Below are 25,427 nucleotides of genomic sequence, written 5' to 3' on the forward strand. Positions count from 1 at the left end.
GTATCGCGTATCAGCCGTTCAGTTTCTCTTTATAATACCCCTCCGCGCAGTACAATGCGCCTGCCGGATTGTGGGCCAGCACGCGGTCCTTCACCACCAGCGTGGTGACAAATGCGTCCGAATACTTATACAGGAAGGAATCATGCCCCACACAGAGGCCCAATGCGATATTAAACTCCGTCTTCTGCTCATTCAGCAGGCTGGCCTGAAAAACCGGGTTGCACATCGGCTCAAATTCGCCCGGATGGACCTTCCGTTCCTCGGCGATTCCGATGCGGCTCTTGTCTGTCCCTCCAGCCTTGCAGATCACGGATACCACCGAAAATCCATGCCTCGTCAGGATATCCGAAACGATCTCCGCCTCCTTCCGGAGGCCCCTGCAGAACGCCAGGCCAAGCTTCCGGTATCCCATACGTCTGCAAAATTCTATGGTTTCCCTCACTCTCACCCACTGGCCGTATCCCAGACTCTCTATCTCCGACGAAGTCACGTAAAAATCGTGATTTTCCGGTTTTTCATACTCGGACAGCGCTTCCTTCAAGAGCGGCTCATTTCTCATAGGACAGTTTTTAGGAAGCACCTTCTTCTCTCCTGCACTGCAGGCATAAACTTTACATTTGGCACACATATACATTGATCTTACCCGGCTTTCTTTTTATATTTAATATTGTATCCAATTATCGTTCCGATGTCAAAGGCAAAATCCCTTAATTTTCAATGGTTTCCCAACTTACGCACTTTCTTCCGGTATCAAACTGTGCTATGATAAAAGAAATATACTTTGGGCTTAAACCGGGAGGTAATTGTTTTGGGTAAAAAGACACTGGCTGAGATAGAGTCACTGGCCCGCAAAATACTGACTACGTACTTTTGCGACTCTGACATGGAATTCATGATTTCGACATTTGCCGATGACATCGTATGGCTTGGCAGCGGAGAACACCAGAAGGCGGAGGGAAAAGAAGCAGTAGCCGCTGTTTTCCGCAGCGGCAGGGACGGGATGATCGCCTGCGACATGTGTGAAGAACAGTATCATTCCATCGATTTAGGAGGCGGCTCCTACTTATGCGAGGCGGTCAGCCGTCTGATCAGCAAGCCCGAATCCGAGACCTGCCTAAATATCCAGCAGAGGGCTACCTTTATTTTCCGTGAAAAGGGGGACGGCCTGGAAACGGTACATATTCATAACTCTGTCCCATTTTCGGAGATTCAGGACGACGAACTCTTTCCGGTGGAATCGGGCCGCCAGGCCTTCGAGCGTTTGAAATCCGCGCTGGACACGAAAAAGCAGGAATACGAACATCAGACCCGATTTCTAGAACAGCTTTACCATACGCTCCCCTGCGGTATTCTCCAGTTTTCCACCGATCCCTCCCGTACCATCATCTCGGTCAATCCCATGGTATGGCGATTTTACGGATACGCCTCGGAGTCGGAGTACCGCGAGGCGGTCAGGAACCCGCTCCAAAAGGTTGACACACAGGACCAGGAGTGGATCTCCGCGCTTCTCGACCGCCTCACCCTGAACGGAGAGTCCGCCTCCTACCGGCGCCACTGCATCAAAAAAGACGGGGAGGAAGCCTGGATCAATGTGGTGATGGGACGAATCATCAACAGCAACGGTCTGGAGGTCATCCAGGCGGTGTTTACCGATATTACTGAACAAATGCGTCTGGAGCAGGCTCAGGAGCAGGAGCGGATTTTGGAAAACCGTTCGCTGCGTGCCGCGATCTGCACCGCCTATCCCCTGATCGTGAGCGTCAATCTGACTCATGACACGTACCACTGCTTTGTAAATGACCAGCTGGAGTATCAATTTCCTGAGGAAGGCCGCTATACAGACCTTCAGGCTGGCAGCATTCCGGGAATCTACAGCACCTATCAGGAGGATTTTACCAATGCCTTCGGCCGTGACGCCCTTCTTCGCCGCTTTGCAGCCGGAGAACAGGAAGTCTATATGGAACTACAGGGGCGGGCAGTCGACGGCAAATACCACTGGCTGTCTATTCACGCGATTGCCGTGGAGAATCCATTCAGCGACGACGTTCTGACGATCTGTCTGATCAAGTTCCTCGATGAACTGCGGCAGGAACAGGCCCGCCAGGAACAGCTGCTCCGGGAGGCCCTCGTTTCAGCCCAGGCAGCCAGCCGGGCCAAATCGGACTTCCTCTCCCGCATGAGCCACGATATCCGGACACCGATGAATGCCATCATCGGCATGAGCACCATCGGCCAGATCAAGCTTAACGATACCAGGACTGTAAAGGACTGCTTCCAAAAAATTGATACCTCGTCTAAGTATCTCCTCTCCCTGATCAACGACATTCTGGATATGTCCAGGATTGAAACGGATAAGATGGAGATCGCTCATGACCTCTTCGATTTCACGGCATTTGTGGAGGAGATCAACCAGATTATCTATCCGCAGACGCTGGAACGGGAGATTGCCTATGAGATGCGTCACCTGGAGCCTCTGGAAAGCCACTATATCGGGGATTCGCTGCGTATGAAGCAGATTCTCATGAATCTCCTGTCAAACGCTCTGAAATTCACGCCGCCAGGCGGCTCGATCCGCGTTAATATCTCGGAAGAAAAGAGAACCAACGGATACGCTTATATCCAGTTCATCATTGAGGACAACGGAATCGGTATGTCGGAAGACTTTATGAAGCGCCTCTTCCAGCCCTTTGAGCAGGAAGCCCCCGGCAACGCCCGCAACAACGTGGGAAGCGGCCTGGGCCTCTCCATCGTCTACAGCCTCGTGCAGCTGATGGGCGGAACCATCTCTGTCACGAGCCGCAAGCAGGAGGGAAGCCAGTTCACCGTCACCATTCCCTTCCAGCTGGTATCCGACGATGAGGAGAAAGAATGGGAACGGAAACGTCAGAATCTCTTAAAAGGCTTTCAGGTGCTGGTGGTAGACGACGATCCTTCTATTGGCAGACAGACCGCCCTGATTCTCGACGATATCGGGGCGAAAACGCTGTGGGTGGACGCCGGCATCCGGGCTGTCCGGGAAGTAGAAAAGGCCATCATGGAGAACTGGATGTTTGATATCGCCATGATTGACTGGAAGATGCCCGGTATGGACGGCATCGAAACCACCCGGCGAATCCGCCGCCTGGTTGGCCCTGACACCATGATTATCATGATTACGGCATACGACTGGCGCGGCATAGAGGAGGAGGCCCGCGAGGCCGGAATCGACTACTTCATCGCCAAACCGTTGTTCCGTTCGGTCATTTACGATACCTTTTCGAAGCTGGACAAAAAAGACTCCGCGGAACCGGCCGCAGCCGAGATGCGGACTCAGAAATCCGTTCTGAAGGGCGCCCGAATCCTCCTGGTGGAGGACAACGAGCTCAATCAGGAGATCGCAAAGACGCTCCTGGAGATGAACGGCGCCGCAGTAGATGTCGCCGGGAACGGGGAAGCGGCCATCCACTGCTTCCGCGATCAGAAACCCGGAACGTATCAGGCCATTCTGATGGATATCCGCATGCCTGTCATGGATGGGCTGGATGCCTCCAGGGGAATCCGGGCCCTGAACCGTGAGGACTCCGCTACGATACCAATCCTGGCCATGACGGCCAACGCCTTCGAGGAAGACAGGAAGAAGGCGTTTGAGGCCTCCATGAACGGCTATCTGGTAAAACCGCTGGATATAACTATGCTGATCAGTGAATTGGAAAAAGCGATAGGGAAATAAACGAGAAAGGGAAGTGATATGCCGGATATGGCGTCTCACTTCCCTTCCTCGTTTATTTCCCCACCGCAACTATCGCATCAATGACATCCACATACTCCGCACAGTACTTGCCGTACATGGACGTGACGGCCTCCTGGAATCTGGCCTTTTCTTCCGGAGGCAGCTCCACCACCTGGCAGCCTGCCGCCCGCACCTTTTCCTCAGAGGTCCGCTCCCGCTCCTCCCACAGCTTCCTCTCATAACGGGAGGATTCCTGTGCGCATTCGCGTATGATATCCCGATCCTCCTTCGTCAGTTTCTCCCATGTGGCCTGGGACACCAGCTGAAGCTCCGGAACACGGTTGTGTTCGTCGATCGTATAATATTTGGCAACCTCATAGTGAGCCGTGGACTCATAGGATGGCCAGTTATTCTCCGCCCCGTCGATAATCCCGGTCTGAAGGGCGGAATAGACCTTGTCGTAGGCCATGGGCACCGCGGTGGCCCCCAGCGCCTCCATCATTCCCACCATCAGCTCCGACTCCTGGACACGGATTTTCATGCCCTTCATGTCCTCCAACTTCGTGATCGGCCTTGTCGAGCTATAGAAATTACGTGCTCCCGCGTCGTACCAGGACAGGGCCACCAGATCGGAGCCGTCGAAGGAATTTAAGAAATCGTCGCCAATCTCCCCATCCAGGACCTTCCACATGTGTTCCCTTCCCGTATAGAGATACGGCATCTGAAGCACATTCAGCCTGGGAACAAATTCTGCCAGCGGCGATAAGGACACACGGGCAAAATCGACACCGCCGAACTGCATCTGTTCGATTACCGTCTTCTCATCGCCCAGCACGCCTTGTGCGTTGACCGAGATCACGATTCTCCCGCCGGTCTTCTCTTCCACCAGCTCGGCGAATTTGTAGGCCCCCTGTGTTGTGGGGTAGTCTTCTGCCTGATTCTCTGCATACGTAAACACAAATTCCGGATCTACGGCCTTTGTCTGGTCTTCCTTCCGGCCGCCGCACGCAGCCAGGATAACCATTGCAAAGACAAACAGAGCCGCCGTCTTTATTTTCACAGCACAGTCCCTCCTTTCCGCCATGTTCCCTCTATACAGCACTTTTCGATGTTACATAGTTATAAAACGCATCCCGGTCTTTTCCAAGCACCCGGTTCGTAAGCACGTAACCGTGAGTGGTATCGGAAAACAGGATAATCATTGTAGGTTTCTTAGAAATCTTTTTGACTACGGTCCATGGAATTGCAGAGTTCTCGTCACCCACCCGGATACGGATTCCCCCGTCTCCAAACTCCATCTCCGTATCCCTGCTGATCCCTGCTGCCTGTTTCTCAGCCTTTCTCCAGACGGCAAGCGGCTGGATAACCGTAAAGAGACAGCAGGCGAGGAGCAGAAGGAACCGCCATACTCCGCTGACTGTATTCCATTTATTGATGGTCAGGGCGATCACCGCCGCCGTGAAGATCAGATTGCACATCCCGACCACTGAACCGTATGTATAATACATGGAAAGCTGCCACAGTTCGCCCGCGGTATTCCTGTAGGTATACTTATATTTCATCACTCACACCTCCGAACCGCCAAACGCTGTTATTTCGCCAATACCGTGGGCAGCCACATACTGAAGGCCGGAACAAACGTAATCAGCATCAGCGTAATGATCATACACAGGTAAAATGGCAGCGTCGCCTTGACAACCCGCTCCATCGGCGTCTTGGATACCGCGGATCCGATAAACAGCACCGCGCCTACAGGAGGTGTTAAAAGCCCGATACCACAGTTCAGAATTACCATAATACCAAACTGTATTGGATCGATACCGATCGACGTGGCGATCGGGAGAAGAATCGGCGTTGCGATCAGGATAATCGGCGCCATATCCATAATACATCCAAGTACAAGAAGAATCAAGTTTAACAGCAGAGCCAGCAGAATCGGATTATCGGTGAGGCCGATGATCGCACCCGCCGCCAGAACCGGAACGTGGAGGCGTGTCAGACAGTTGCCGAAGATGTTGGAGGTGGCAATCAGGATCAGAACGATGGACAGCGTGTCGACGCAGTCACCGAGAACTCTCCAGACGCCCTTCCAGTCCAGCCCCTTGTAGATAAACACACTGACAACCAGGCTGTAGATAACCGCGACCGCCGCGGACTCCGTCGCCGTAAACGCACCGCCGACAACGCCGAATACCACGATCAGAACCGCCGCCAGTGCCCAGAAGGACACGCCCAGCTGCTTTAACAGGTTGATAATGCTGAATTTCTCGCCCTTCGGATAGTTGCGTCTGACCGATATAATATACGATCCCACCATTAAGGATACCGCCAGCAGCGCACCGGGAATATATCCGGCCAGGAACAGGCTTCCTACGGAAATGCCGCCCGCCGTGGTGGCATAGATGACCATATTATGGCTGGGAGGAACGAGAAGCCCCTCACAGGATGAGGTGATGGTAACGGCCGTTGAAAAATCGTCGTCATACCCTTGGTCAACCATCATCGGAATCAGAATTGTACCGAGGGACGCGGTGTCCGCCGCCGCGGAGCCAGAGATTCCTCCGAAGAAATAGGAGGCAACGATATTTACCATTGCCATGCCGCCGCGCATCCATCCGACGCAGGCGTTGGCCAGCGCGATCAGCTTCTCCGAAATACCGCCGGAGCCCATCAGACAGCCCATGGTGATAAAGAACGGTACCGCCATGAGGCTGAAGGAACTGATTCCCTTTACCATCTGCTGGCAGATGGTCGTCAGCGGAAGTCCCTGGGAAAGCAGACAGAACACGGAGGAAAGCGCCACCGCGTAGGCAATCGGAAAGCGCAGAAAAACCATGACAAAAAAGCTGACAAGCAAAACGACAATTGCTAATGTTTCTCCACTCATGACTGGTCCGCCTCCTTTACGAAAAAGCTTTTGATGTGATTGTATACAGCCTCCAGTTCAAAGATCAGCATGGCCACCCCCGCTAAAGGAACCGGAAAATACATCCAGAATCTGGATATCTTCGGCATACTCACATAGGAACCCTTGGAGCCGATTCCCCTGGCATACTTCCAACCGACAAAAATCATGATCAGCGCCAGGGCCAGAACGGCCGCGTCAGAGAGTAAATCTAAAAATTTTACGACATTTTTCGGCAGATACGAGTCGAAAGCTGTCATGCGGATGTGGGCGCCTCTCCGGATTGCAAGAGCAGCCGAAAGCACCGCCATATAAGACATACAGGTTAAAACCACCTCTTCACTCCACGCCGGATCGGGAATAAACGGAACGTACCTCCCGATTACAGACATGGTGGTAATGAGGATATCCACGACCAGAAGCAGCTTGCATAAGAACATGACAGACTGATAGGTAGCATCGTAGGCAGGTTTAATCTTATCAATTTTATTAAAAATACCCGGCATCTTGATCCCCTTTCCAATACGGCCACATGCACACTTCCGCGCACATGCCCCGTAACAAACGGGGCACAGAGGCGTAACAAGAATCATCCTCTGTGCCCGTTTCCATTGCAGCAACAATTTATGTAACTATTCAGCCGTGCGGCAGTTTGTACGGAAAAGAGTGTTACAAGCTCGCTTGTATAAGCACTTTTTTTTACAAACTGGCATAGGGCTGAACGCCCGGGCTTCTTGGTTTCGTGCTTTTCGAAAACAAGAAGATGCACGGCTAAATAGTTGCGAATTTATTTCATATCGAGAATCTTCTGATACAGTTCTTTGTTGTCTGCCGTAGAGGAATCGATGATATCCTTACAGGCTTCCTGCCATGGGGTGATATCCGGCACTTCAATGACATTGATGCCTTCTGCCTTCAGCTCATCCAGGACCTTGTTTTCTGCCTCTTCGGAGATCTTTCTGTTGAAATCAGATGCGTATTTTCCTGCTTCCATCAGGATGTTCTGCTGCTCTTCTGTCAGCTTATCCCATGCTTCGTCCGTGATGATAACCTGAACCGCGCCAAGGGTGTGGCCATCAAGGATTAAGTTTGGCGCAACTTCCTGGAACGCATTGGACTTGTAGTTTGCAATCGGCTGTTCCGCACCGTCTACAACGCCGGTCTGAAGAGCGGAATACAGTTCGTTAAAGGAAACAACAGTTGGGTTTGCGCCCAGGCCCTGAACCATACCGTTCATAATCGGGTCATTGGATACTCGTAACTTCATGCCCTTTAAGTCTTCCAGGCCGCTGATCTCTTTTACCGTAAAGAAATGGCGGAAGCCTTCCTCGCCGTAGAATAAGCCCCTTACTCCCAGATTGTTGTCATGGGGCTCCATGAGGAATTCCGGCGCCAGGTCACTGTTGGCGAAATTCCAGAAATGGTCACGGTTTACAAATGTATACGGAATAGACAGAAGTACGGATTTTTCCACGCCGTAGCTTGTCAAAGCGAACGCGGAGATACGGGACATGTCGATGGTTCCGCCGCCGCCCAGCATGGTGTCGAGGACATCGTTTTCAGAACCGAGAACACCGCTGGCCTGAATGTCGATGGCGATCTTCCCGCCGGAAAGCTCTTCTACCTTCTCCTTGAACGCGGTTGCCATCTGTCCGACGATGGTGTCTAACGGGTTTACCTCGGCATAAACAAGTGTTACTTCCGGCGTGTCGGAAGCCTCTGCCGCCGCGGAAGTCTCCTCTGCTGCCTTCGTCTCCTCAGCCGCCGCTGCCGTGGTGGTCTCAGGTGCCGGCGCCGCCGTCGTCGTCTCCGGTGTCTTTAACCCACAGCCCGCCAGGGAACCGGCTACCATTGCCGCGCATAACACTGTGCTCACAAATCTCTTCTTCATGTCACAATTCCTCCTCTTAACACTCTTTTTACATTTCAGTGTATTTCTTAACGTTTTCTTTACGTTAAGTTCATTATAAGAGGATTTCTTTTCCCTGGAAACGGTAAATAATTGTGAATCATAGTATTATTTTAACCTATATTTTGCTTTTCTTTATGCACTTCGTACAAACACCTTCTTAACGCATTCTTTATATTCTTTGAAAAATAACCATTCGGTATTCCGTGGGGCTCTGGCCTGTAATCCGTTTGAAAACCTTTGCGAAGTAATTGGAATCCGCATATCCGACCGCTTTCCCAATCTCTTTTACATTCACCGTCGGCTCCTCCAGCATCTTTTTCGCCTCCGCCACACGGAATTCGGTTAAGTAGGATGTGAAATTTTTATGGAAGCACTGTTTGAACAGCTTGCAGAAATAGGCCTCCGAATAATTCATCATCCTGGCCATGTCCTGCATGGATATGTCAAACATGTAATTCTCATGTATATACTTGTCGATGATTTCTGCCACTCTGGACAGACGGAGGCTGCCGAAATCCTCGCCCTCATCTCTGGAAGCTTCCGTACCGCCTCCGTCGCCTCCGGCCGTCTTGGAAGCAGATCTGCCGTCTGATCCGGTACCGGAATACGTCCCTGTGGCCATCTGCTCTCTTACGGCTTTCTCTCCCATCCGCTCCTCGGTCAGCCGCATGGCCTCCTCCAGGACGAGCATCAGCTCCTGCTCGTCATACGGCTTTAACAGGTAGTCCAGCGCCCGGACCGTAATGGCGCTTCTGGCATAGGCAAACTCATCAAAAGCGGTAAGGAAAATAATACAGCAGTCCCCATCCTGCTCCCGGATCTTCTGCGCGGCCTCGATTCCGGTGATTCCCGGCATCTCGATGTCTAAGATGGCGATCTGAATCTTCTCCTCTTCATAGACCCGCAGGGCTTCCCGCCCGTTTTCTGCCTGGAAAATCGTGCACTGGTCCCCCAAATTCTCCGTAAGCGTCTTATAGAGAACCTTTCTCTCAATCATTTCATCATCTGCGATTAATACACGGTACATACTCATATTTCCTCCTGCGGTATTGTCATCTGAATGACGGTTCCCCGCCCCTTTTTGCTGTAAACTCTCAGGCCGCCGTTCTGGTACATGGTCTGAATCCGCTGGTAGATATTGCCCAGGCCGATTCCCATCTTTGCCGTGTGGCTGTTCTTCAGCGCGGTCACCAGTTCCTCCAGCGTCTCCTCGTCCATTCCCAGGCCGGTGTCGGCCACGGAGATTATTACGCTGTTTCCGTCCTTCCACACCTTTAAAAAGACCCTTCCGCCCTGCTCTTTCCGCGACAGGCCGTGGATAATGGCATTTTCCACCACCGGCTGCAGCGTGAAGGCCGGGACCATCACCTGCCTGGCATCCACATCGATCCGGCACTCATACCCGATACGGCTGCCGAAACGCATCTGCTGAAGATACATGTAATCCTCCACCACCTTCAGTTCCTGATCCAGCGGCACAATCTGTTCCGATGTCTTTAAATTATACCGGAACAGGTTGCTCATGCTGGCGATCATCCGCTCCGTGGTCTTCGCATCCTCCAGCTTTGCCGTGCATGCGATCATATTTAATGTATTGAACAGGAAATGGGGATTGATCTGGCTCTTCAGCACCTCCAGCCGCGTGGCGTCCAGACGTTTCTCCATCTCCATCTTCTCCAGCTCCTCCTTGTGGAGAAGCTCGGCCATCTCGTTGTTCTCCTTCAGGGTGTTGATATACCCCTCCGTGGCGTGCTTCATCTTGTTGAAGGCGCTGACCAGTTCCCCCATCTCATCTTTATTTTCAACGGTTATGTCCTTGCTGCTGAAATCATTTCTGGCGATCTTTCTGGAGGTGTGGGCCAGCTTGACCAGCGGATCGATCAGGGTGCTGGACAGCAGCTTCGTCAGACATAAAGCCACCACCATCATAACAGCGGAGAACAGAAGGATCAGATACGGCAGCTGGTAGAACACCGGAACCTTTTCCTGGTAGGTCGCATTTCCCTCTTTTAAGGTTACCTGCACCAGTCTTCTGGCGTAGGTCTGAATGTAAGACTGCATATCATAAATTTCGTACAGACGGGGAATAAAGTCCTCAGAGCCGGAATCCATCTCCAGCAGCTGATCGCGGGCCATGCAGTACCCCTCATAACCGTTCTTCACATTCCAGGTCCTGGCATACCGTTCCTCGCCGATCCGCTCATAGTCGAAGGGCAGGGAGCGGAGGCACCGCTCCGACCTGACGCAGGCCAGGACGTACTCATCCCTGTTTTCCTGTGTACGGTCTCTCACATACACTTCAAACGCTTTTATTTCCAGTTCCATCGCCTCCTGGAAATCGTGACACCGTGAATTATCGTCGAGTATGACATTGAAACTGCCCAGAGAGAAATCCATAATACGAATATTAAAGGCCACGGAAAGCCCCATGACCAGAATTACCATGACGGCGAAAGAGCCGATCTTCCGCTTCAGAGAGATTGTCAACCAGATTTCTTTTATATTTTGAAACATAGCACTTCCTTCCCCATGTTCTCACATTCTTTTTGAAACTCCTCCAGTTCCCGGGGGCGGCCGCAGCACAGAATCCGCCCGTCTGTCTCATCCAGATGGGTCACCTCGATCCGCGCACACAGGCGCTTCTTAAGCCGTGCGGGTAAATTCCCCAGATCCATTTCCAGCGGGGCAAAGAACCCGTTCACGTCAGGATGCTTTGCAAACCGCAGCTCTCCCTGCCAGGGATTGGGCAGATTGGTTAAGTCCTGGATGAAGGGATTGATCTCCTCTTTCCGGCACTCATGATCCAGCCGCCCTCCGCCGTGCCTCGTCACGTAGGACCGTGTCACATAGCGGACGTCCAGCGATGCAGGCTCGATTCTTGCCGATGCCAGAAGGCGGCTCACATTGAACAGTCCCGTGTGGGACGGCGTCAAATGAGGATAGTACTCCGTATTGTCCTCGTCCAGCAAAAGTCCCTGGGCGCCTTCGCAGATCACCGTATCGAACGGTTCCAGGACCTGGCTGGGATCTGCCGTGATGACGTAGCGGTTAAAATTTTCCCGCATCAGATCTGATGCGTTCCAGAGCACATTGTCATCACGCAGAAGGCGGAACCACTCATGATCCCACAGCCTGTCCCAACGATCACCCGCACGCTCTGCGCACGGGTCACCGTGACGGTCAAAGGGCGCTTCCGGACCGCCGTCCAGCTCCCTGCATATTTCCTCCAGTCGTCCGGGTACGTAACAGTCCCGTATCCTTTTCAGCATCCCGGCAATCTCCTCCGTGCTTTTTCCCTCCAGATCACCGAGACGGAAGGTCACTGCGCCGCCCGTAACTGACCTGGCGCGGTGGACCGTCTCATATATCCCCATGCCGCAGGAGCCGTGGCGCGCCTCCCTCCGAAGCTCCTCCGCCAGACTGTTCAGCAGCACGTCAAAGACGGTCACACAGACGCAGTCCGGGCTTGCATAGGCGGCCACCGCGTCATGTCCGGCCCCGTTGTCACCGCGTATCCGTTCAAATGCTTCCGCCTCCTCCCCCAGCTTTACCAGATCGGGGAGAAATGTCTCACTCCAGTAAAACGGCGTCTCTCTGAAGCAGCCGCTCCCCAGCTGGTGGAATACAAACCGGAAATTTTCCCCTTCCACCGTGTGGCCCGCCTGCGCGCCGCCGTTATGGCGCACTACAACAGCCTTTTTTCCCTGTTCCATGGCCTCAGCACAGAGGAGGTCCACACATTTTCCCTTTCCCTCGTCACCAAAATTCTTGCCAATAACCGCTTTTATCTCTTTCCCGTAATCACCCATGTCAAAATGTCAGGAAGCCCTCTCCCTCTTCTTTTCTGATTCCTTTTATAATCTCTGCAACCACGTCCGCGGCCTTTCCGCTCCACTGCGCGGTAATTGCCTTTGTCTCCATGCCTCTGGCCGCCTGCATCAGGCTGACAAAAACCTCCGGAAGCACATCCAGATCATTCGGATCAAGCTCTACGGCACGGGATCCGATCAGCTGCTTCCAGTCTTTCCCGCTGTTCTGTGCCTTGTAGGCTCCGGCCTTCATCACGATATGGAAAATCTCATATCTGCGGGAGGCCTTTTCATAGAGGGCCTCGGCGCTGCAATCCCGGAAAGCCAGATCCCCGAACACGCGCTTGATCTCCGCTTTCGTCAGAATCTTATGGCACCGCTCGTCGCCTATGGTGAATAAGAATCCCTTTTCTCCGCGTTTGTCATAGCAGTCAATCTTCGTATGCTTATCCGCAAAATACCAGGAAAGCAGGTAAGACTCCCCGCCGTTGCCGCCGCCCCGTCCCTCGAACCAGACATCCAAAAGCTGTTCCGCAATCCGGATATCCGCCTCGAACTGGGTCACCTGGAGAGGCGCATCATCCGTCTTGGAGTCCCCGATGGCCTGAAACATAATATGCGGGTTCGTAACGGGCTCCTTCTCATATATTTCCAGCATGGTGCGGTTTAAAGCGCCCTTGGCGATCTCCTCCGATAAGTATCCCATGGAGCCCGTCACATCCAGCCCGAAAATAATTGCGGTGGACGCCGGATTGTCCATGGAATCACACGATTCCCGGTATTTCACCCCATTGGGGTCCAGGTTCGGTCTCATCTGCCTGGAACGGTAGATATCGTTTACCGTGGAATTCTGGTTGATGTTTCTTGCTGATCGTAAATTATTCCAATCCTTACTCTGGTAACTTCCGTGTCCCATACTGTTTCCTCCTGCATATGTGATAGATCTTTTATTCCGGTATACTGCCCTGATAATACGCAGTACTAGTACTGCATTGCGTAATTAATTGTGAATAAAATGCCTGATATCTGCGTCAGAGGCGTGTCTGCAAAGCGACGGCGTAGTGGACCCTACGGCTAGCTTTGCAGGCGCGGCTCTGGCGTAGATAGCGGGTGTTTTATCACAGTTAATTGCGCAACGCAGTACTAGCTGTAGATTTCCTCATCCGTAACGGGAAGGGGAATGAATTTCCGTTCCCCGTACGAGGCCTCCAGCACTTTGTCCCACTCGGCAAAATCGCTTCCGGCACTGCCTGCTGCCGGCTCCAGCAAAAACTCCCGGAACGGTTCCGGCAGAGTCAGAAGGCCTTCCACCGCCTCCCTTGTCTCGCATCCCAGCAGCTTTGCCGCCGCAAGACGCAGCGATTCCAAGTCCGTGGAGAAATGGCATCGCTTGCTCTCCAGGTATTTCCTGTAGATGCATTTTCTTGCGTCCGCGGAGATTCCGCTCATCGTTCCGTTCTGATATCCGGCGAACCACCATCCGCCGTATAAGTAGATCTGATGGGTGGCTGGCTCCACAAATAAATTGTCCAGTGTCAGGCCATTTAAAACAATTCCGCTATAGGAGAGGAGGCAGCACAAATTCTCCAGCCGGCTGATCACCCAGGCCGCATGGCGGTCCAGCAGAATGCCTAACAGCCGTAATGGATAGACGCCCGGCTTCTTTTCTATGGCCACCATGCGGCCTCCGTCTTCCAGGCGGCAGTGGGTCACCACCTGCGGAATGTAGTTTTTCAGCTCCTGTTCCATCTCCCGGTTCGGATACTTCACCTCCGAAACCATCTTGATGTAACGGTCCGCATAGGCTTCATACTGTTTATCAAACGTGTAAATCACATTCTTCTTCGCCACATACACGGTACAGAAATCGGCCTTCATCCTCCAGAGGCAGCGGATGGCAATGATCTCCCCATCCTCCCTGACCAGCTCCTCGTCCGTGGCCTCCACCCAGAAGCCCTCCTCCGTCTTTCCCGCGTCTGCATCTTTATTCAAAAGAGCCGCAAACATGGTCTGAAACTGTTCGAACAGTTTTCTGTCCTGATCGTATACTGTGGATTTCGTCCCACAGTAAGGACAGACAGCCAGGCTGCTGTCTTTATCAATTGTGAGCGTTCCGCCGCACATCTTACATTTTAACAGAGCCATCCGCATCAGTCTCCTTCTCACGGATCCGGAACAGAATCATTTCTTTCATCAGATCCAGCGGCAGTTCCTTATTATGAGGGAACTGCACCGTATTCTTCTCATTTGTCTTATAACCGGAAAGCGCCTCTTTCCAATGTTCCAGCGTGGCCGGAGTGGTGTAGAAGCCCAGATGCTTCTTATACGCGGCAAACTGTAAGAGATATCCGTTTAAGTAGTACGTTGGGGCGCCCCACGCCAGCTTCTCGCTGCATCCGGCGGCAGTCTCCAGGACAAGGGATCGGACCGCCTCCAGACGCTCCCGCACCGGAGCCTCAAAACCGGCGATATAATCATCGACTTCCTGGCAGCGTTCCTGATTCTTTTGATCAGCCATGGCACGTGTCTCCTTCCGCCTTCTGCTTCTCTGTTTTCTCGATCAGCCGCCTGGTTCCCTCCTCCGTATAGGAAAGAAGCTGTCCGAACTTCCTGGCAGTCTCATAGCTTTGCTGTCTGGTGTAAGTGCCGTTTTCCATAAGCCGCTTCTGCTCTTCTTTCAGACCCAGATACGATTCCAGCACCTCGTCCGCGCTGTAAAACAGATAGTTATACGTCCCCCGGTTCAGCTCCTCAGGAAATAAGTCCGTCAGAAACGCTTCATCCTCCGGATAGAACCGTATCCCGTAAGAATCACAGATCCGTTTCACCTCCGGCAGAAATAAATCCCGTTCCTCCTTTGTGGCACAGGGGTGGCTCATGGCCAGCTTTTTTACTCCCGCCGCCACCATCTCGCAGAAACTGTCCATCGCGCCCAGATGATAGGAATACCGGTCGATCTCGCGGCGCGGCTCCTCTTCCTCCTGATAAAGCTCGTATTCTTCCCGGTCGAGCGACAGCGGAATTCCGGATTTGCTGGTCACGTTGACCCCTCCGTACCAGGTGCTGTCTACCGTAAAAATATCGCCCGGCTGGTATTCCAGGGAAAAATCGTTGTTTTTCTTTATGATTCTGATTTTCTGATTCTCCATATGATCGTCTCCCGTCTTTGCAATAGTCACTTTGCTTGTGTTATTAACCATTCTACCATCAAATGCTGTTTTTTTACAGATATTTCCTGATAAAACGCGGGTAGATGTGTGGGGCGGATCACTTATATGCAAAATTCATATTTCCGGAAACCAAAAAGTAAACCATAAAATCCTTTTTCCAGCCGGAAAGGCCAATGAAATCAGCATTTCTGCCATGTGAGAAACCGTCCTGCAAAGGGTAAAATGGTGCCCGAATGGTGCCCAAGCGAACAAACCGAGTTATGAGCTGTAGCATGAAGTAATGAAATAAACTGAGCTGTTTGACATTTCCATGCGGTCATATTAAAATGAAAAAAGATTATGGGTTTGTACGCATTAGGCGGATAAGGCACATTACCTGTGTTAATGAAAGGAAATTTAATGAATAAGAAAAATGAAATATTGTTACTGCTGACCGATAGATGGTGCGATTGGGAGGCGAGCTACGCGATAGCTGTTGCCAACGTGTTTTCAGATTATGTTGTAAAAACGATAGCTCTTGATACTAGTCCTAAAGTTTCTATGGGCAACCTGTGTGTAAACATTGATTACAGCATAGATAATTATTTGAATTTTTCCAATACTGCAATTATTATTTTACCTGGTGGTCTTTCTTGGGAAGAAAATGACTACGATAAAATTGCGGAGTTTATCAGAAGAATTTCAAATGCCAGTGTTCCTGTAGCCGCTATTTGCGGTGCAACAACATTTTTATGCAGGCATGGTTTTCTGAATGATATAAAGCATACAGGTGATAGCCTGGAACTGTTTCAAAGTCAACGTGGGTATTGTGGACAGGCACTCTATGTTCCTGCTCAGGTAGTGGTGGATGGCGGTTTTATTACTGCAAATGAAACGGCGGCGGTTGAATTTGCTTATGAAATTTTCAAAATACTAAAAGTGGATAGCGACGTTGAAATGGCAAAGTGGTATGATAATTTCAAATATGGCGCGATAAGGCAGGTATGTTTGCCGTCTTATGACACCTGAAATAGCTATGAAACAGGAGGTTGATTTTATATTAAATACAGTAGGTAAGTTGTTTTGTGATATAGATTATTTTGCTGAATTAGCCTCAAAAGTAGCTATAGAAAATTATAAAGACAGCATACGCAGCAATCGTGTATATTCCCGCGATGCCAGAGAAGAAGGGGCCTATTTTTGTGCAATTCCAAAATATTTGTGCAATTCCCTGGAAATGGCAGTTTCTGCTCTTTTTATCTATTCATTATATGATCATCAAGAATGGCCGAAAACAGAAAAACCGTGGAAGGATAATTTTAGTACTGGTGAATGGAAACAGCACTTAAAAAACGATTGGATACCAGAATACTTTTCGTGTCGAGGTACTTCGAGTATCAAATATATACAGGCGGATACCATAGAAGGATTCGATATTAAGAATAAAATACTTGATCTTGCCGTTCCGTCACGTATTCTTTCTATCATTCGATACGGTGATATTCATGCCTGGAACGCTTTCGATTATCTGATTGAAACGGAAGATGACTATATTCTTTTTGAATCATGGACAACAGCGTAATACGTAAAACAGACCTTTTACGTATTACGCCTTATTGGTAAAAGACGTGCCCATTATTACTTATTGTATCATCAGGCGCCGTTGTTCGGCAATGACTCTCTCACACCTTTAAAGATTTACAAACTCCAGGACAAACTTCTATTCTGAAGCTCCGTCATATGACGGTAAATCCCATTATCCTCAAGCAGCTTTTCCGGCGTTCCCTGTTCCGCCACGCATCCGTCCTTGAGTACGACGATCTGATCGGCGCCCGCTACAGTCCTCATCCGGTGGGCGATAATCAGCACGGTCTTATCCTTCACCAGATTGGAGATGGCCTCCTGGACCAACGTCTCATTCTCCACGTCCAGGGATGCCGTGGCCTCATCCATGAGTATGATTGGTGCATCCTTTAAAAGAGCCCTTGCGATGGACAGCCGCTGCCGTTCGCCTCCGGAAAGGGTGGAGCCATTTTCCCCGATCCGTGTCTGATAGCCCTCTGGAAGACGGCTAATAAATTCTTCACACTGGGCTGCCCTGGCTGCCGCCAGTACCTCTTCATCGGAGGCGCCCTTTCTGCCCAGACGGATATTTTCCATAATCGTATTGTTGAACAGAACCACGTCCTGGAATACGATGGCGAAGCTCTTCAGCAGCGTCTCCGGCTCTATTTTGCTGATATCACAGCCGCCGATGGTGATCGTTCCCTTATCGATATCCCAGAACCGCGCGGCCAGCTTTGCGCTGGTGGATTTGCCGCCTCCGGATGGGCCTACGAGAGCCGTAACCTGCCCCTGTCTCGCGGTAAAGGACACCTCCCGCAGGACCGGTTCCCCTTCCTTATAGGAAAATCCCACCCGGTCAAACACGATATCATAGCCACGATAGGCGGCGTCCTCTCTCCCCTGCTGTATCCTCTGTTCCTCGATGGACTTCATGCGCTCTACCACAAGCAGCGTGGAATACACGGCAGACAGATTCTGAAGGCAGCCGCTCAGCGGCTGGTACAGCCTGGTCGCAGCCAGCATGAACATCAGAAAGATCATAAAGCTTATAGAGCCAGAAACGAGAAGGGACGCTCCCACCAGAACCGTGGTTGCCATGCCGATCTTTAAGATCATCTGAGCCGAGGTTACCAGCGTGCCGTTTAACAGCTCCAGTTTAACCGTAATCGATTCCACGTCCATGATTTTCTGGTCCAGCTTCTCCAGATAATCCGCACTCTGGTTATTGGCCCGGATATCCTGAATATTCTCGATGCATTCCTGAATGCCATCGGAGGCTGCGATCTTTTTCCCCTTCTGTCTCCGCTCCATCCGGTCCACAAGCGGTCTGGTCAGGGCAGCCAGAAGAAATGATACAGGTGCCACCCACAAGACCGCAATTCCCATCCTCCAGTTTGCGGCAAGAAGTCCGACTCCGATCAGCACCGTGGAAATCAAAGCCCCCATCAGTTCCGGTATAAAATGAGAAAATGCTTTCTCCACAAATGCACAGTCCGCCATAATGGTAGTCGTCAAATCGGCCAGATCTCTTTTACCGAAAAATGACAGCGGCAGCTTACGAAGCCGTTCCGCCAGCCTGATTCTCATATTGGCGCTCTCCTGATAGGAGGAGAGAAATGTGGCGTTATACTGCAGATGCTCAAAGAAGCCCATCACCGCCAGCAGAACCACGCTGATTCCCACATGTCCGCCGATTCCCATATCCGGGGCTTCCAGGCCGACGAGAGGGCCGGTCAGCCGCTCCATAAAGAGGAACAGGATTCCCATCGGAAACATCAGGCTGATATTCGTCAGGGCACAGCAAAAGATTGCCTTTGTCAGATCTTTTCCTCCCTGCCCGCTCAATGCAAATTTTTTCTGAAGATATTTACTCATGCCTTTCCACCTACCTTCCATTCTACCGACCTCTGGTAATCCTCCCACATCCTGGCGTACAGTCCGCCGGATGCGAGAAGTGCGTTATGGCTTCCCTCTTCCGCAATGCGTCCCTTCTCCATCACAAAGATGCGGTCCGCACGGCAGACGGTGGACAGCCTGTGGGCGATCATGATAACCGTCTTGCCTTCTACCAGTTTCTCAAATCCCTGCTGAATCAGGTACTCATTGTCAGGATCTGCAAATGCGGTTGCCTCATCCAACAGAACGATGGGGGCATCCTTTAAGATAGCTCTTGCCAGGGCGATCCGCTGGACCTCACCTCCCGATAAATAGACTCCCTTTGTGCCGACAACGGTATGGAGGCCCTGCGGCATTTTCTCAATGATATCTTCGCACCGTGCGGCTTCCAGAGCCCGCCTAACCTCGGCCTCCGCAGCCTGGGGCCTGGCCGCCCGTATGTTATTCAGAAGGGTATCCTTAAATAAGTGGCAGTCCTGAAATACAAAGCTGACCATTTTCATCAGCTCCTCCGTACCGATCTCACGCACATCGGCGCCTCCTATGGTGATACTACCGCCATTGACATCAAAAAACCGGGGAATCAGGCTTACCAATGTGGTCTTGCCGCTGCCCGAAGCGCCCACCACGGCCGCGGTAGCCCCCTGCGGAACCGTGAGGGAGACTTTATCCAGAGCTGCAATTCCTCCCTTCCGGTAAGAAAATGTCACATCCTGAAACTGAATCGTATAATCCTTTGGCTTCTTCGGCGCGGGCGGCTCGGAAAGCGGCTCTTCCTTCAGAATTTTTAAGACGCGGTTCATGGCGTCTTTGGCTGCCATGGTATTTTCACTGGTCCACATGATCTTATCCATCATTGCCACACAGATCGGGCTGAATAAAATATAAAAGATAATGTCCAGCGCCGCAGCCGTATAGGAGGCTCCTCTGGAAATATCACCGGCCAGCAGAATTCCGGCGGGAATCAGTATGGCAAAAATCCCGTTGATGCTGACTGTATAGGCACACATGGGAATGCGCAGGGAGATGGTATAATTCACCGCCCAATCCCGATACCGGAGGATCGAATCGTGAAAGCTCTTAAACGAAAATATACTCTGCTGAAACGTCTTAACCACCGGAATTCCCCGGACATACTCCACCGCTTCGTTATTCATATCTTCCAGGGCGTTCTGATACTGCCGCATACACTCCGCCATCCCGGTTCCCATCATGCGGCTTAAGAAAAATACGCCCACGCCCATTGGAACCAGGCTGATCAGGCCGAATCTCCAGTCAAAGACCAGAAGAAGCACAAGAACGGCGACAGGCGTCACAATAGCCCCTGCCAGATCCGGAAGCTGATGAGCCAGATACGTCTCCGTCTGGCCGGCTCCATCATCGATTATCCGCCGCAGCTTTCCGCTCCCCTCCTGCTTGAAATATCCGATAGGAAGCCTTGTCAGGTGGTGAAGCGCCGCGGTCTTCATATTTCTGGCTGTGCGGAAGGCCGATAAATGAGTGCACATGAGCGCTCCATAATAAAACAGCATGCTGATCAGAGATGACGCCACCGCCAGCCAGCCCCAATGAACCAGACTCCGGCCGTCCAGACCGGTATTCCAGGTCAGAACCACCTCTTTCACTACATTCCACATGCACAGATAGGGCGCCAGCGCAATTACGGAACTGATTCCCGATAAGACACAGCCGGTCCCCGTGAGGAACCGGTACTTTCCGGCAAAGGTCATCAGCGTGACTTTCTTTGCCTCCGGAAGCCGTGTCATGATTTCCCTGTTACTGCTTTCCATTTTTCATCCTCCTTTTTGTTGAATTGTAACTCGCATTGTAACTCGCACTATAACTCGCATCGTAACTCGCATTGTACCCCGCGGTTCAGTTAGTTTCAACTAACCCAATAGCGCAATACGCTCCCATTTACAGGTACTATTGCATCTGACCTATCTGTCCGCCATTCCTGACTATGAAGGGAGATTCAAAATCCTTTTCCACCCCGCATGCTGGAAACGGCTTAAGATGAGGGAGCAGGACATCGCCTCTTCCCGCGGGATATCGTGGTCTACAAACTCCTGAATCTGCCGGAAGAAGGTGCTGCACACGATATGGATCAACGCATCTCCCAGTTTGGGGACTGGATAACCCATCTGCTCTACCGCCGCCACAAAATCATGGCATGACTGCTCTTCCACCTCGGCCAGCCGGTCAAAGAAGCGTTCTCCACAGCCGGGAGCGCCGCAGCACAGAAGCAGCTTAAACGCCTCGAAGTGGTCATAGACGTAATTCACAAGCCACGGGACACACTCCTCCGTCACAACATTCAACATATCCGGCTGCTCCTCGGGCGGAAGCGACGCGAAATCGCTGTGCACCTTTGTATACAGTTCCACCAGTTCCTCCGCCGCATCTTCCGTCAGCGCCGCAAACAGCGCATCCTTTCCTGCAAAATAGCCATAGATTGCGCCGGTGGTAACCGAGGCTTCTTTTGCAATCCGCCTTAACGATGCCTTCTCGTATCCGTATTCCATAAATTCTTTCCTGCTGGCCTCCAGAATCGCCGCAGCCGTATCTCTGTTTTGGGTACCCATTTATTACCTCAATTCTGCTCTGGTTCGAGCACTTTTATAACAGTGTTATATAACACCGTTATGATACGACAAAAAAAGGAACCAGTCAATACAGCTTACTGATCCCTTTTTCTCATTTTCTCAATAACAGACAATTTTTATATATAAATGTTCGCCGGGCAGCCATTCTCCGGCTTTCAGACGCTGCCATAAGGAACGACGAGTTTATTTGTTTTACAGGACGAGCTTTCCTGGGAACCAAAAAACTTCGCCCCCATCCGGGCGCACTCGCTTCCGGAAGGCAGGGGCAGAGCCTCCAGACAGAGGTATCCGCTGTAATCCAGCTTTTCCAGCGTTCGATACAGCTCTGCCATATTCAAATGCCCCATTCCCGGAGCCAGCCGGTTGGAATCCACAAAATGGACATGTTTTGTATAGGGAGCACACCGCCGGAAGCATTCCGCCAGATCCACGTCCTCAATGTTCATATGAAATGTATCCAGCATCAAATAGAGCGGAAGCCCGCTCTTTTCAATAAAATCAAGGGCTTCCATACTGGAATTTAAATGATCCGATTCATAACGGTTGATCGGCTCCAGTATCAGCGGAACCTCCAGCGGCAAAGAGGTCTTAAGCAGTTCCTCAAAGCTTCCGGCCAGACGTTTAAAAAACTCCTCCCGGCCAGCACCCGCTCCGGCTCTGCCGCGCACCAGTCCAAGGGAGACCATGCCGGAGGCTTCCGAGGCAAAACGGATCATATCACCGATCCGTTCCACCGCATACTTACGCATCTCAGGATCTTTGTCCCCCAGAGATAACCCCTGTTTGGCCAGCAGCGCCGGCATGACCGCTCCAACCCCAAGACCGTGCCTCCTTAACTTCCCCAGTGCCGCCCGGTTTTCCGGGAGAAACGGATCGTCTACAAATAAATCCACGCCGGTATAGCCAAATCCGCTTATCTCCGCCAGCGTTTTTTCATCAGTTCCATAGTAGAGTGCAGGCATTCCCTTCCAGCCTGCAAACAGAGAGAGTGCTGCCGATTTTTTCATAAGCTCCTCCTCACCGTTTCTGATAAAAATAAGCTTCCGGTCCGAATTTTCTCATATAGTGTTTTTCCGCCATATATTCCGGAAGAATCGGAGCCTTTCCGCCATTGATATCTGCAGACAGCTTCGCCATTCTGGCCAGTTCCTCCAGAATTACGCTGTGTTCCACCGCCTCCTCAGGGCTACTTCCCCAGGTAAACGGACCGTGTCCCGGAGCCAGCACCGCGCACATAGAAACCGGATCAATGGCCTCAAACCGTTCCACGATCACACGGCCCAAATTCCGCTCATAGTCATGCTCCACTTCTTCCCTGGACAGCTGCCGGACACACGGAATCGGCCCGTAAAAATGGTCTGCATGAGTCGTTCCCATCACGGGGATATCCACGCCGGCCTGGGCCCAGGCCGTGGCCCACGTGGAGTGGGTATGGGCGATCCCGCCCGCATTCGGGAACTTTTTATATAGTTCCAGATGGATATCTAAATCCACGGAAGGAAGCAGGCTTCCTTCCACCAGATTTCCGTCCAGATCCGTCACCGCCATATCGTCTGCCGTCAGAAGGTTATACTCAATTCCCTTCGGCTTGATAACCACCAGTCCGTTCCCGCGGTCAATCGCACTGACATTTCCCCACGTATAGATCACGAGCCCTCTCCGTACCAGTTCCAGATTACAGTCATACACCTGTTTTTTCAGTTCAGCTAAGTTCATACTCACCTCACACTATAAAAATGATTTAAACGGGATATTCGGTTCATCAGCCATGGCATCGCCGAATCCCCGCGGATACATATAGCGGGTATGGTCCCTGTCCTGGGGATACGTGTACTTTCCACCCACCTGCCATATGTAGGGATGGAACACATACCCGAGACGTTCCTTTTTAAAGTTGTACAACAGCTCGATTTCAGCCGGATCGGCCAGCATATTACACCAGATATCGTAGTGGAACGGAATCAGAACCTTTGCCCGTAAGTTCTCAGCCATTCTCAGGCAGTCGGCAGAAGTCATCTTATCCGTACAGCCCGGCGGATTCTCACCAAAGCTTGCCAGCGCCACATCGATATCATAATCATTTCCGTGCTTCCGGTAATAATTGGAGAAATGAGAATCTCCGCTGTGGTAAATCGTTCCTCCCGGCGTTTTGATCACGTAGTTTACGGCTCTGACATCCATGTCATCAGGCATTCTGCCTCTGATATCGCCCAGCGGCGGGTCTGTAATCAAGGCTGTCCGGTCAAAGGAGTCCACAGCGGTGATTTCCAGGTCCTTTATCTTTATGGTGTCCCCCGGCTTCACTACACGGATCCGCTCCTCCGGCACACCCCAGCTCCGCCAGATATTCGCGCTGTATTCCGGTCCGATGAAGGGCACATCCTTTGTATTCCTGCATACGGCCGCGGCTACATACTGATCAATATGGTCTCTGTGAAAATGTGTGGAGAGTACCGCGTCAATCTCGTGAATCTCAAAAGGATTCATAACCATCGGCACTACTCTGGTATTGGGCTGTATCTCACGGCTTCCGGTAATCCGCGTCATCTGGAAATCCCTTCCCTGTCCGTACGGATAAGGCCAGTTCCTGGTCTTTTTCCCTGTATTCAGCCACAAATCAATACAGATATTGGCACCTCCCGGCGTCTTTACCCACAGTCCGGTGCAGCCCAGCCACCACATACAAAAATGATTGTCCGGCACAACGGTCTGTTCAATCTCTTCATTTAACCAGGTTCCCCATTCCGGGAAAACGTCTTTTGCCCACGTCTCCCATGTTATATCTTTAATATCCGGCATATTATGTCAACCTCCTTTATTTTCTGCTGTTACTGTGTATAATACGGCCTGTCCTCTCTCCCGGTCTGCGCTTAAAATTTCCGCCCCATTCTCATTGGGGCAGACACAGATCTGGCTCGGTCCGCCGTTTCCGATCGTAAGCCTGGCAGGATTTCTGCTGTCTTCTGTGAAGTCAAACAGAGTAAGCTCCATCCCCTCTCTTCTGTGGCCGGTGATCAGACATCTCCTTCCCGCGATCTCTCCGCACCAGAGCGCATGTCCGAATGTGACAGGCGTACTCCATACGGTCTGAAAGCCGCCGTCTGTCCATTTATTTACAGTAACCAGATTTCCATGAAATCCTTCTATAATCACAAGCTCATCCTGACCATCACCATCCAGGTCGCAGCACACCACATCGCTGGACTCCCTGCTTAAGAGCTTCTCGGTTTCCCATTTATCCTCTTTTCCCGCCGGCGGATATAATGCAGATACACCCTCCGAAGCCGCGATCAGTACTGCCTCTCTCCCACGAAATGAGGTCTGGCAGAATCCGTGATTCTTTGTCAGCCCCGTCAGAACAGGCTCCAGAGACACCGGCTCTGCCCTGTGAATCCCTGCTGTCTCCGCATAGGCTCCTGCATAGACTGCCCCCGGTTTACTCCAGTCATCTTTATTCTCTTTCCCGCCGCATAAAGTAGCCGCCAGCAGGACCCTTCCCCACGAAAGATTCAGAAGCTCAAACCGGTGGAGATAGGGAATCTTCTGCACTGGTTCTGTCACATATCCATTTCCTTCCCTATAAGATCTTACAATTACCGATTCCGCCGCGTCAAACACCGGCCAGAAGCCCTGTGTCGCCAGAAACTCCCCTTCCTTCCCGGTGGGACACAGTGTCATCGTACCTCCCGGGGAACTCCATCGTTCGCTTACTCTGCCGTCCTCCAGATCGATTTGGACACATCGGCCCTCCCGGCCCTCCGAAGCCGCATAACACGTCTTAAAATGGCCCTGATCCACCACTCCGGCGATTGCATAGAGTTTGTCAAATTCAGCCAAAACCCTTTTTGTCACAGAAAACATACGACTTCCTCCCT

Annotated in this window: 23 protein-coding genes; 3 read left to right on the top strand and 20 right to left on the bottom strand. The window is 51.6% G+C overall.

Features of this window, described 5'->3' with window-relative positions; translation table 11 throughout:
- Window positions 1-10: 10 nt before the first annotated feature.
- Complete coding sequence (locus tag M1L66_RS30385; RefSeq protein WP_432764179.1) at window positions 11-580, bottom strand: DUF1847 domain-containing protein; 570 nt, start codon at window positions 578-580, stop codon at window positions 11-13.
- A 228-nt stretch (window positions 581-808) separates the two neighbouring features.
- Here M1L66_RS30385 and M1L66_RS30390 point away from each other — a divergent pair, with 228 nt between their 5' ends.
- Window positions 809-3,709: a response regulator gene (locus M1L66_RS30390; RefSeq protein ID WP_434689364.1), complete on the top strand. Its 2,901-nt coding sequence runs from the start codon at window positions 809-811 to the stop codon at window positions 3,707-3,709.
- Between the two features lie 52 nt (window positions 3,710-3,761).
- Here M1L66_RS30390 and M1L66_RS30395 read toward each other — a convergent pair whose 3' ends face one another.
- From M1L66_RS30395 to M1L66_RS30450, 12 genes are all read right to left on the bottom strand, one after another.
- Entirely contained in the window at window positions 3,762-4,733 is a 972-nt protein-coding gene (locus M1L66_RS30395) for a TRAP transporter substrate-binding protein (RefSeq protein WP_187020627.1), read from the bottom strand.
- Between the two features lie 67 nt (window positions 4,734-4,800).
- Complete coding sequence (locus M1L66_RS30400; protein WP_434689366.1) at window positions 4,801-5,271, bottom strand: YcxB family protein; 471 nt, start codon at window positions 5,269-5,271, stop codon at window positions 4,801-4,803.
- A gap of 29 nt (window positions 5,272-5,300) precedes the next feature.
- Window positions 5,301-6,596 carry a TRAP transporter large permease gene (locus M1L66_RS30405; protein WP_187020451.1) on the bottom strand — a complete coding sequence of 432 codons (1,296 nt, stop codon included), beginning with the start codon at window positions 6,594-6,596 and terminating at the stop codon, window positions 5,301-5,303.
- Window positions 6,593-7,120 carry a TRAP transporter small permease gene (locus M1L66_RS30410; RefSeq protein ID WP_002604977.1) on the bottom strand — a complete coding sequence of 176 codons (528 nt, stop codon included), beginning with the start codon at window positions 7,118-7,120 and terminating at the stop codon, window positions 6,593-6,595. Before M1L66_RS30410 ends, M1L66_RS30405 begins: the two co-directional genes overlap by 4 nt.
- A gap of 281 nt (window positions 7,121-7,401) precedes the next feature.
- A complete protein-coding gene (locus tag M1L66_RS30415; protein ID WP_434689369.1) occupies window positions 7,402-8,505 on the bottom strand; it encodes a TRAP transporter substrate-binding protein in 1,104 nt (367 codons plus the stop codon).
- 190 nt (window positions 8,506-8,695) lie between these two features.
- On the bottom strand, window positions 8,696-9,553 hold the full coding sequence (locus M1L66_RS30420) for a response regulator transcription factor (protein WP_187020456.1): 858 nt from the start codon (window positions 9,551-9,553) through the stop codon (window positions 8,696-8,698).
- Window positions 9,554-9,555: 2 nt separating this feature from the next.
- Window positions 9,556-11,040, bottom strand: coding sequence for a sensor histidine kinase (locus M1L66_RS30425; protein WP_434689371.1), 1,485 nt, complete (start codon window positions 11,038-11,040; stop codon window positions 9,556-9,558).
- On the bottom strand, window positions 11,025-12,335 hold the full coding sequence (locus M1L66_RS30430; RefSeq protein WP_187020459.1) for an adenylosuccinate synthetase: 1,311 nt from the start codon (window positions 12,333-12,335) through the stop codon (window positions 11,025-11,027). The genes M1L66_RS30425 and M1L66_RS30430 overlap by 16 nt, the downstream gene beginning before the upstream one ends.
- A 1-nt stretch (window position 12,336) precedes the next feature.
- Window positions 12,337-13,251, bottom strand: coding sequence for a hypothetical protein (locus M1L66_RS30435; protein ID WP_187020461.1), 915 nt, complete (start codon window positions 13,249-13,251; stop codon window positions 12,337-12,339).
- A 227-nt stretch (window positions 13,252-13,478) separates the two neighbouring features.
- Window positions 13,479-14,480 carry a hypothetical protein gene (locus M1L66_RS30440; protein WP_434689374.1) on the bottom strand — a complete coding sequence of 334 codons (1,002 nt, stop codon included), beginning with the start codon at window positions 14,478-14,480 and terminating at the stop codon, window positions 13,479-13,481.
- Window positions 14,461-14,853 (bottom strand): iron chaperone, encoded by a 393-nt coding sequence (locus tag M1L66_RS30445; protein ID WP_187020462.1) that lies wholly within the window; start codon window positions 14,851-14,853, stop codon window positions 14,461-14,463. Before M1L66_RS30445 ends, M1L66_RS30440 begins: the two co-directional genes overlap by 20 nt.
- On the bottom strand, window positions 14,846-15,484 hold the full coding sequence (locus M1L66_RS30450) for a hypothetical protein (protein WP_002604985.1): 639 nt from the start codon (window positions 15,482-15,484) through the stop codon (window positions 14,846-14,848). Before M1L66_RS30450 ends, M1L66_RS30445 begins: the two co-directional genes overlap by 8 nt.
- Window positions 15,485-15,904: 420 nt before the next feature.
- Between M1L66_RS30450 and M1L66_RS30455 the strand changes: the two genes are divergently transcribed.
- Both M1L66_RS30455 and M1L66_RS30460 read left to right on the top strand, forming a co-directional pair.
- The gene (locus tag M1L66_RS30455; protein ID WP_434689376.1) at window positions 15,905-16,513 is read left to right on the top strand and encodes a type 1 glutamine amidotransferase family protein; all 609 of its coding nucleotides are present in this window, start codon (window positions 15,905-15,907) and stop codon (window positions 16,511-16,513) included.
- 7 nt (window positions 16,514-16,520) lie between these two features.
- Window positions 16,521-17,066, top strand: a complete 546-nt coding sequence (locus M1L66_RS30460; RefSeq protein WP_434689378.1) for a hypothetical protein — start codon at window positions 16,521-16,523, stop codon at window positions 17,064-17,066.
- Window positions 17,067-17,182: 116 nt separating this feature from the next.
- Here the strand turns inward: M1L66_RS30460 and M1L66_RS30465 are convergent, their stop codons facing one another.
- From M1L66_RS30465 to M1L66_RS30495, 7 genes are all read right to left on the bottom strand, one after another.
- Window positions 17,183-18,925, bottom strand: coding sequence for an ABC transporter ATP-binding protein (locus M1L66_RS30465; RefSeq protein WP_434689380.1), 1,743 nt, complete (start codon window positions 18,923-18,925; stop codon window positions 17,183-17,185).
- Complete coding sequence (locus M1L66_RS30470; protein ID WP_434689382.1) at window positions 18,922-20,736, bottom strand: ABC transporter ATP-binding protein; 1,815 nt, start codon at window positions 20,734-20,736, stop codon at window positions 18,922-18,924. The genes M1L66_RS30465 and M1L66_RS30470 overlap by 4 nt, the downstream gene beginning before the upstream one ends.
- Window positions 20,737-20,907: 171 nt before the next feature.
- Window positions 20,908-21,531, bottom strand: coding sequence for a TetR/AcrR family transcriptional regulator (locus M1L66_RS30475; RefSeq protein WP_434689384.1), 624 nt, complete (start codon window positions 21,529-21,531; stop codon window positions 20,908-20,910).
- Window positions 21,532-21,707: 176 nt separating this feature from the next.
- The gene (locus M1L66_RS30480) at window positions 21,708-22,559 is read right to left on the bottom strand and encodes a TIM barrel protein (protein WP_434689386.1); all 852 of its coding nucleotides are present in this window, start codon (window positions 22,557-22,559) and stop codon (window positions 21,708-21,710) included.
- Between the two features lie 10 nt (window positions 22,560-22,569).
- Window positions 22,570-23,268 (bottom strand): L-ribulose-5-phosphate 4-epimerase AraD, encoded by a 699-nt coding sequence (gene araD, locus M1L66_RS30485; RefSeq protein WP_434689388.1) that lies wholly within the window; start codon window positions 23,266-23,268, stop codon window positions 22,570-22,572.
- 12 nt (window positions 23,269-23,280) lie between these two features.
- Window positions 23,281-24,351 (bottom strand): L-ascorbate 6-phosphate lactonase, encoded by a 1,071-nt coding sequence (gene ulaG, locus M1L66_RS30490; RefSeq protein ID WP_434689389.1) that lies wholly within the window; start codon window positions 24,349-24,351, stop codon window positions 23,281-23,283.
- Between the two features lie 6 nt (window positions 24,352-24,357).
- Entirely contained in the window at window positions 24,358-25,413 is a 1,056-nt protein-coding gene (locus M1L66_RS30495) for a hypothetical protein (RefSeq protein ID WP_434689390.1), read from the bottom strand.
- Between the last annotated feature and the right edge of the window lie 14 nt (window positions 25,414-25,427).

This window comes from Hungatella sp. SB206 (assembly GCF_051132295.1).
GTDB lineage: Bacteria > Bacillota > Clostridia > Lachnospirales > Lachnospiraceae > Hungatella > Hungatella effluvii.

Coding starts and splice junctions, on each gene's coding strand:
- M1L66_RS30395 (WP_187020627.1), bottom strand. CDS start 4,733: ATGGTTATCCTGGCTGCGTGCGGCGGCCGGAAGGAAGACCAGACAAAG.
- M1L66_RS30400 (WP_434689366.1), bottom strand. CDS start 5,271: ATGAAATATAAGTATACCTACAGGAATACCGCGGGCGAACTGTGGCAG.
- M1L66_RS30405 (WP_187020451.1), bottom strand. CDS start 6,596: ATGAGTGGAGAAACATTAGCAATTGTCGTTTTGCTTGTCAGCTTTTTT.
- M1L66_RS30410 (WP_002604977.1), bottom strand. CDS start 7,120: ATGCCGGGTATTTTTAATAAAATTGATAAGATTAAACCTGCCTACGAT.
- M1L66_RS30415 (WP_434689369.1), bottom strand. CDS start 8,505: ATGAAGAAGAGATTTGTGAGCACAGTGTTATGCGCGGCAATGGTAGCC.
- M1L66_RS30420 (WP_187020456.1), bottom strand. CDS start 9,553: ATGTACCGTGTATTAATCGCAGATGATGAAATGATTGAGAGAAAGGTT.
- M1L66_RS30425 (WP_434689371.1), bottom strand. CDS start 11,040: ATGTTTCAAAATATAAAAGAAATCTGGTTGACAATCTCTCTGAAGCGG.
- M1L66_RS30430 (WP_187020459.1), bottom strand. CDS start 12,335: ATGGGTGATTACGGGAAAGAGATAAAAGCGGTTATTGGCAAGAATTTT.
- M1L66_RS30435 (WP_187020461.1), bottom strand. CDS start 13,251: ATGGGACACGGAAGTTACCAGAGTAAGGATTGGAATAATTTACGATCA.
- M1L66_RS30440 (WP_434689374.1), bottom strand. CDS start 14,480: ATGGCTCTGTTAAAATGTAAGATGTGCGGCGGAACGCTCACAATTGAT.
- M1L66_RS30445 (WP_187020462.1), bottom strand. CDS start 14,853: ATGGCTGATCAAAAGAATCAGGAACGCTGCCAGGAAGTCGATGATTAT.
- M1L66_RS30450 (WP_002604985.1), bottom strand. CDS start 15,484: ATGGAGAATCAGAAAATCAGAATCATAAAGAAAAACAACGATTTTTCC.
- M1L66_RS30455 (WP_434689376.1), top strand. CDS start 15,905: ATGAATAAGAAAAATGAAATATTGTTACTGCTGACCGATAGATGGTGC.
- M1L66_RS30460 (WP_434689378.1), top strand. CDS start 16,521: ATGAAACAGGAGGTTGATTTTATATTAAATACAGTAGGTAAGTTGTTT.
- M1L66_RS30465 (WP_434689380.1), bottom strand. CDS start 18,925: ATGAGTAAATATCTTCAGAAAAAATTTGCATTGAGCGGGCAGGGAGGA.
- M1L66_RS30470 (WP_434689382.1), bottom strand. CDS start 20,736: ATGGAAAGCAGTAACAGGGAAATCATGACACGGCTTCCGGAGGCAAAG.
- M1L66_RS30475 (WP_434689384.1), bottom strand. CDS start 21,531: ATGGGTACCCAAAACAGAGATACGGCTGCGGCGATTCTGGAGGCCAGC.
- M1L66_RS30480 (WP_434689386.1), bottom strand. CDS start 22,559: ATGAAAAAATCGGCAGCACTCTCTCTGTTTGCAGGCTGGAAGGGAATG.
- araD (WP_434689388.1), bottom strand. CDS start 23,268: ATGAACTTAGCTGAACTGAAAAAACAGGTGTATGACTGTAATCTGGAA.
- ulaG (WP_434689389.1), bottom strand. CDS start 24,351: ATGCCGGATATTAAAGATATAACATGGGAGACGTGGGCAAAAGACGTT.
- M1L66_RS30495 (WP_434689390.1), bottom strand. CDS start 25,413: ATGTTTTCTGTGACAAAAAGGGTTTTGGCTGAATTTGACAAACTCTAT.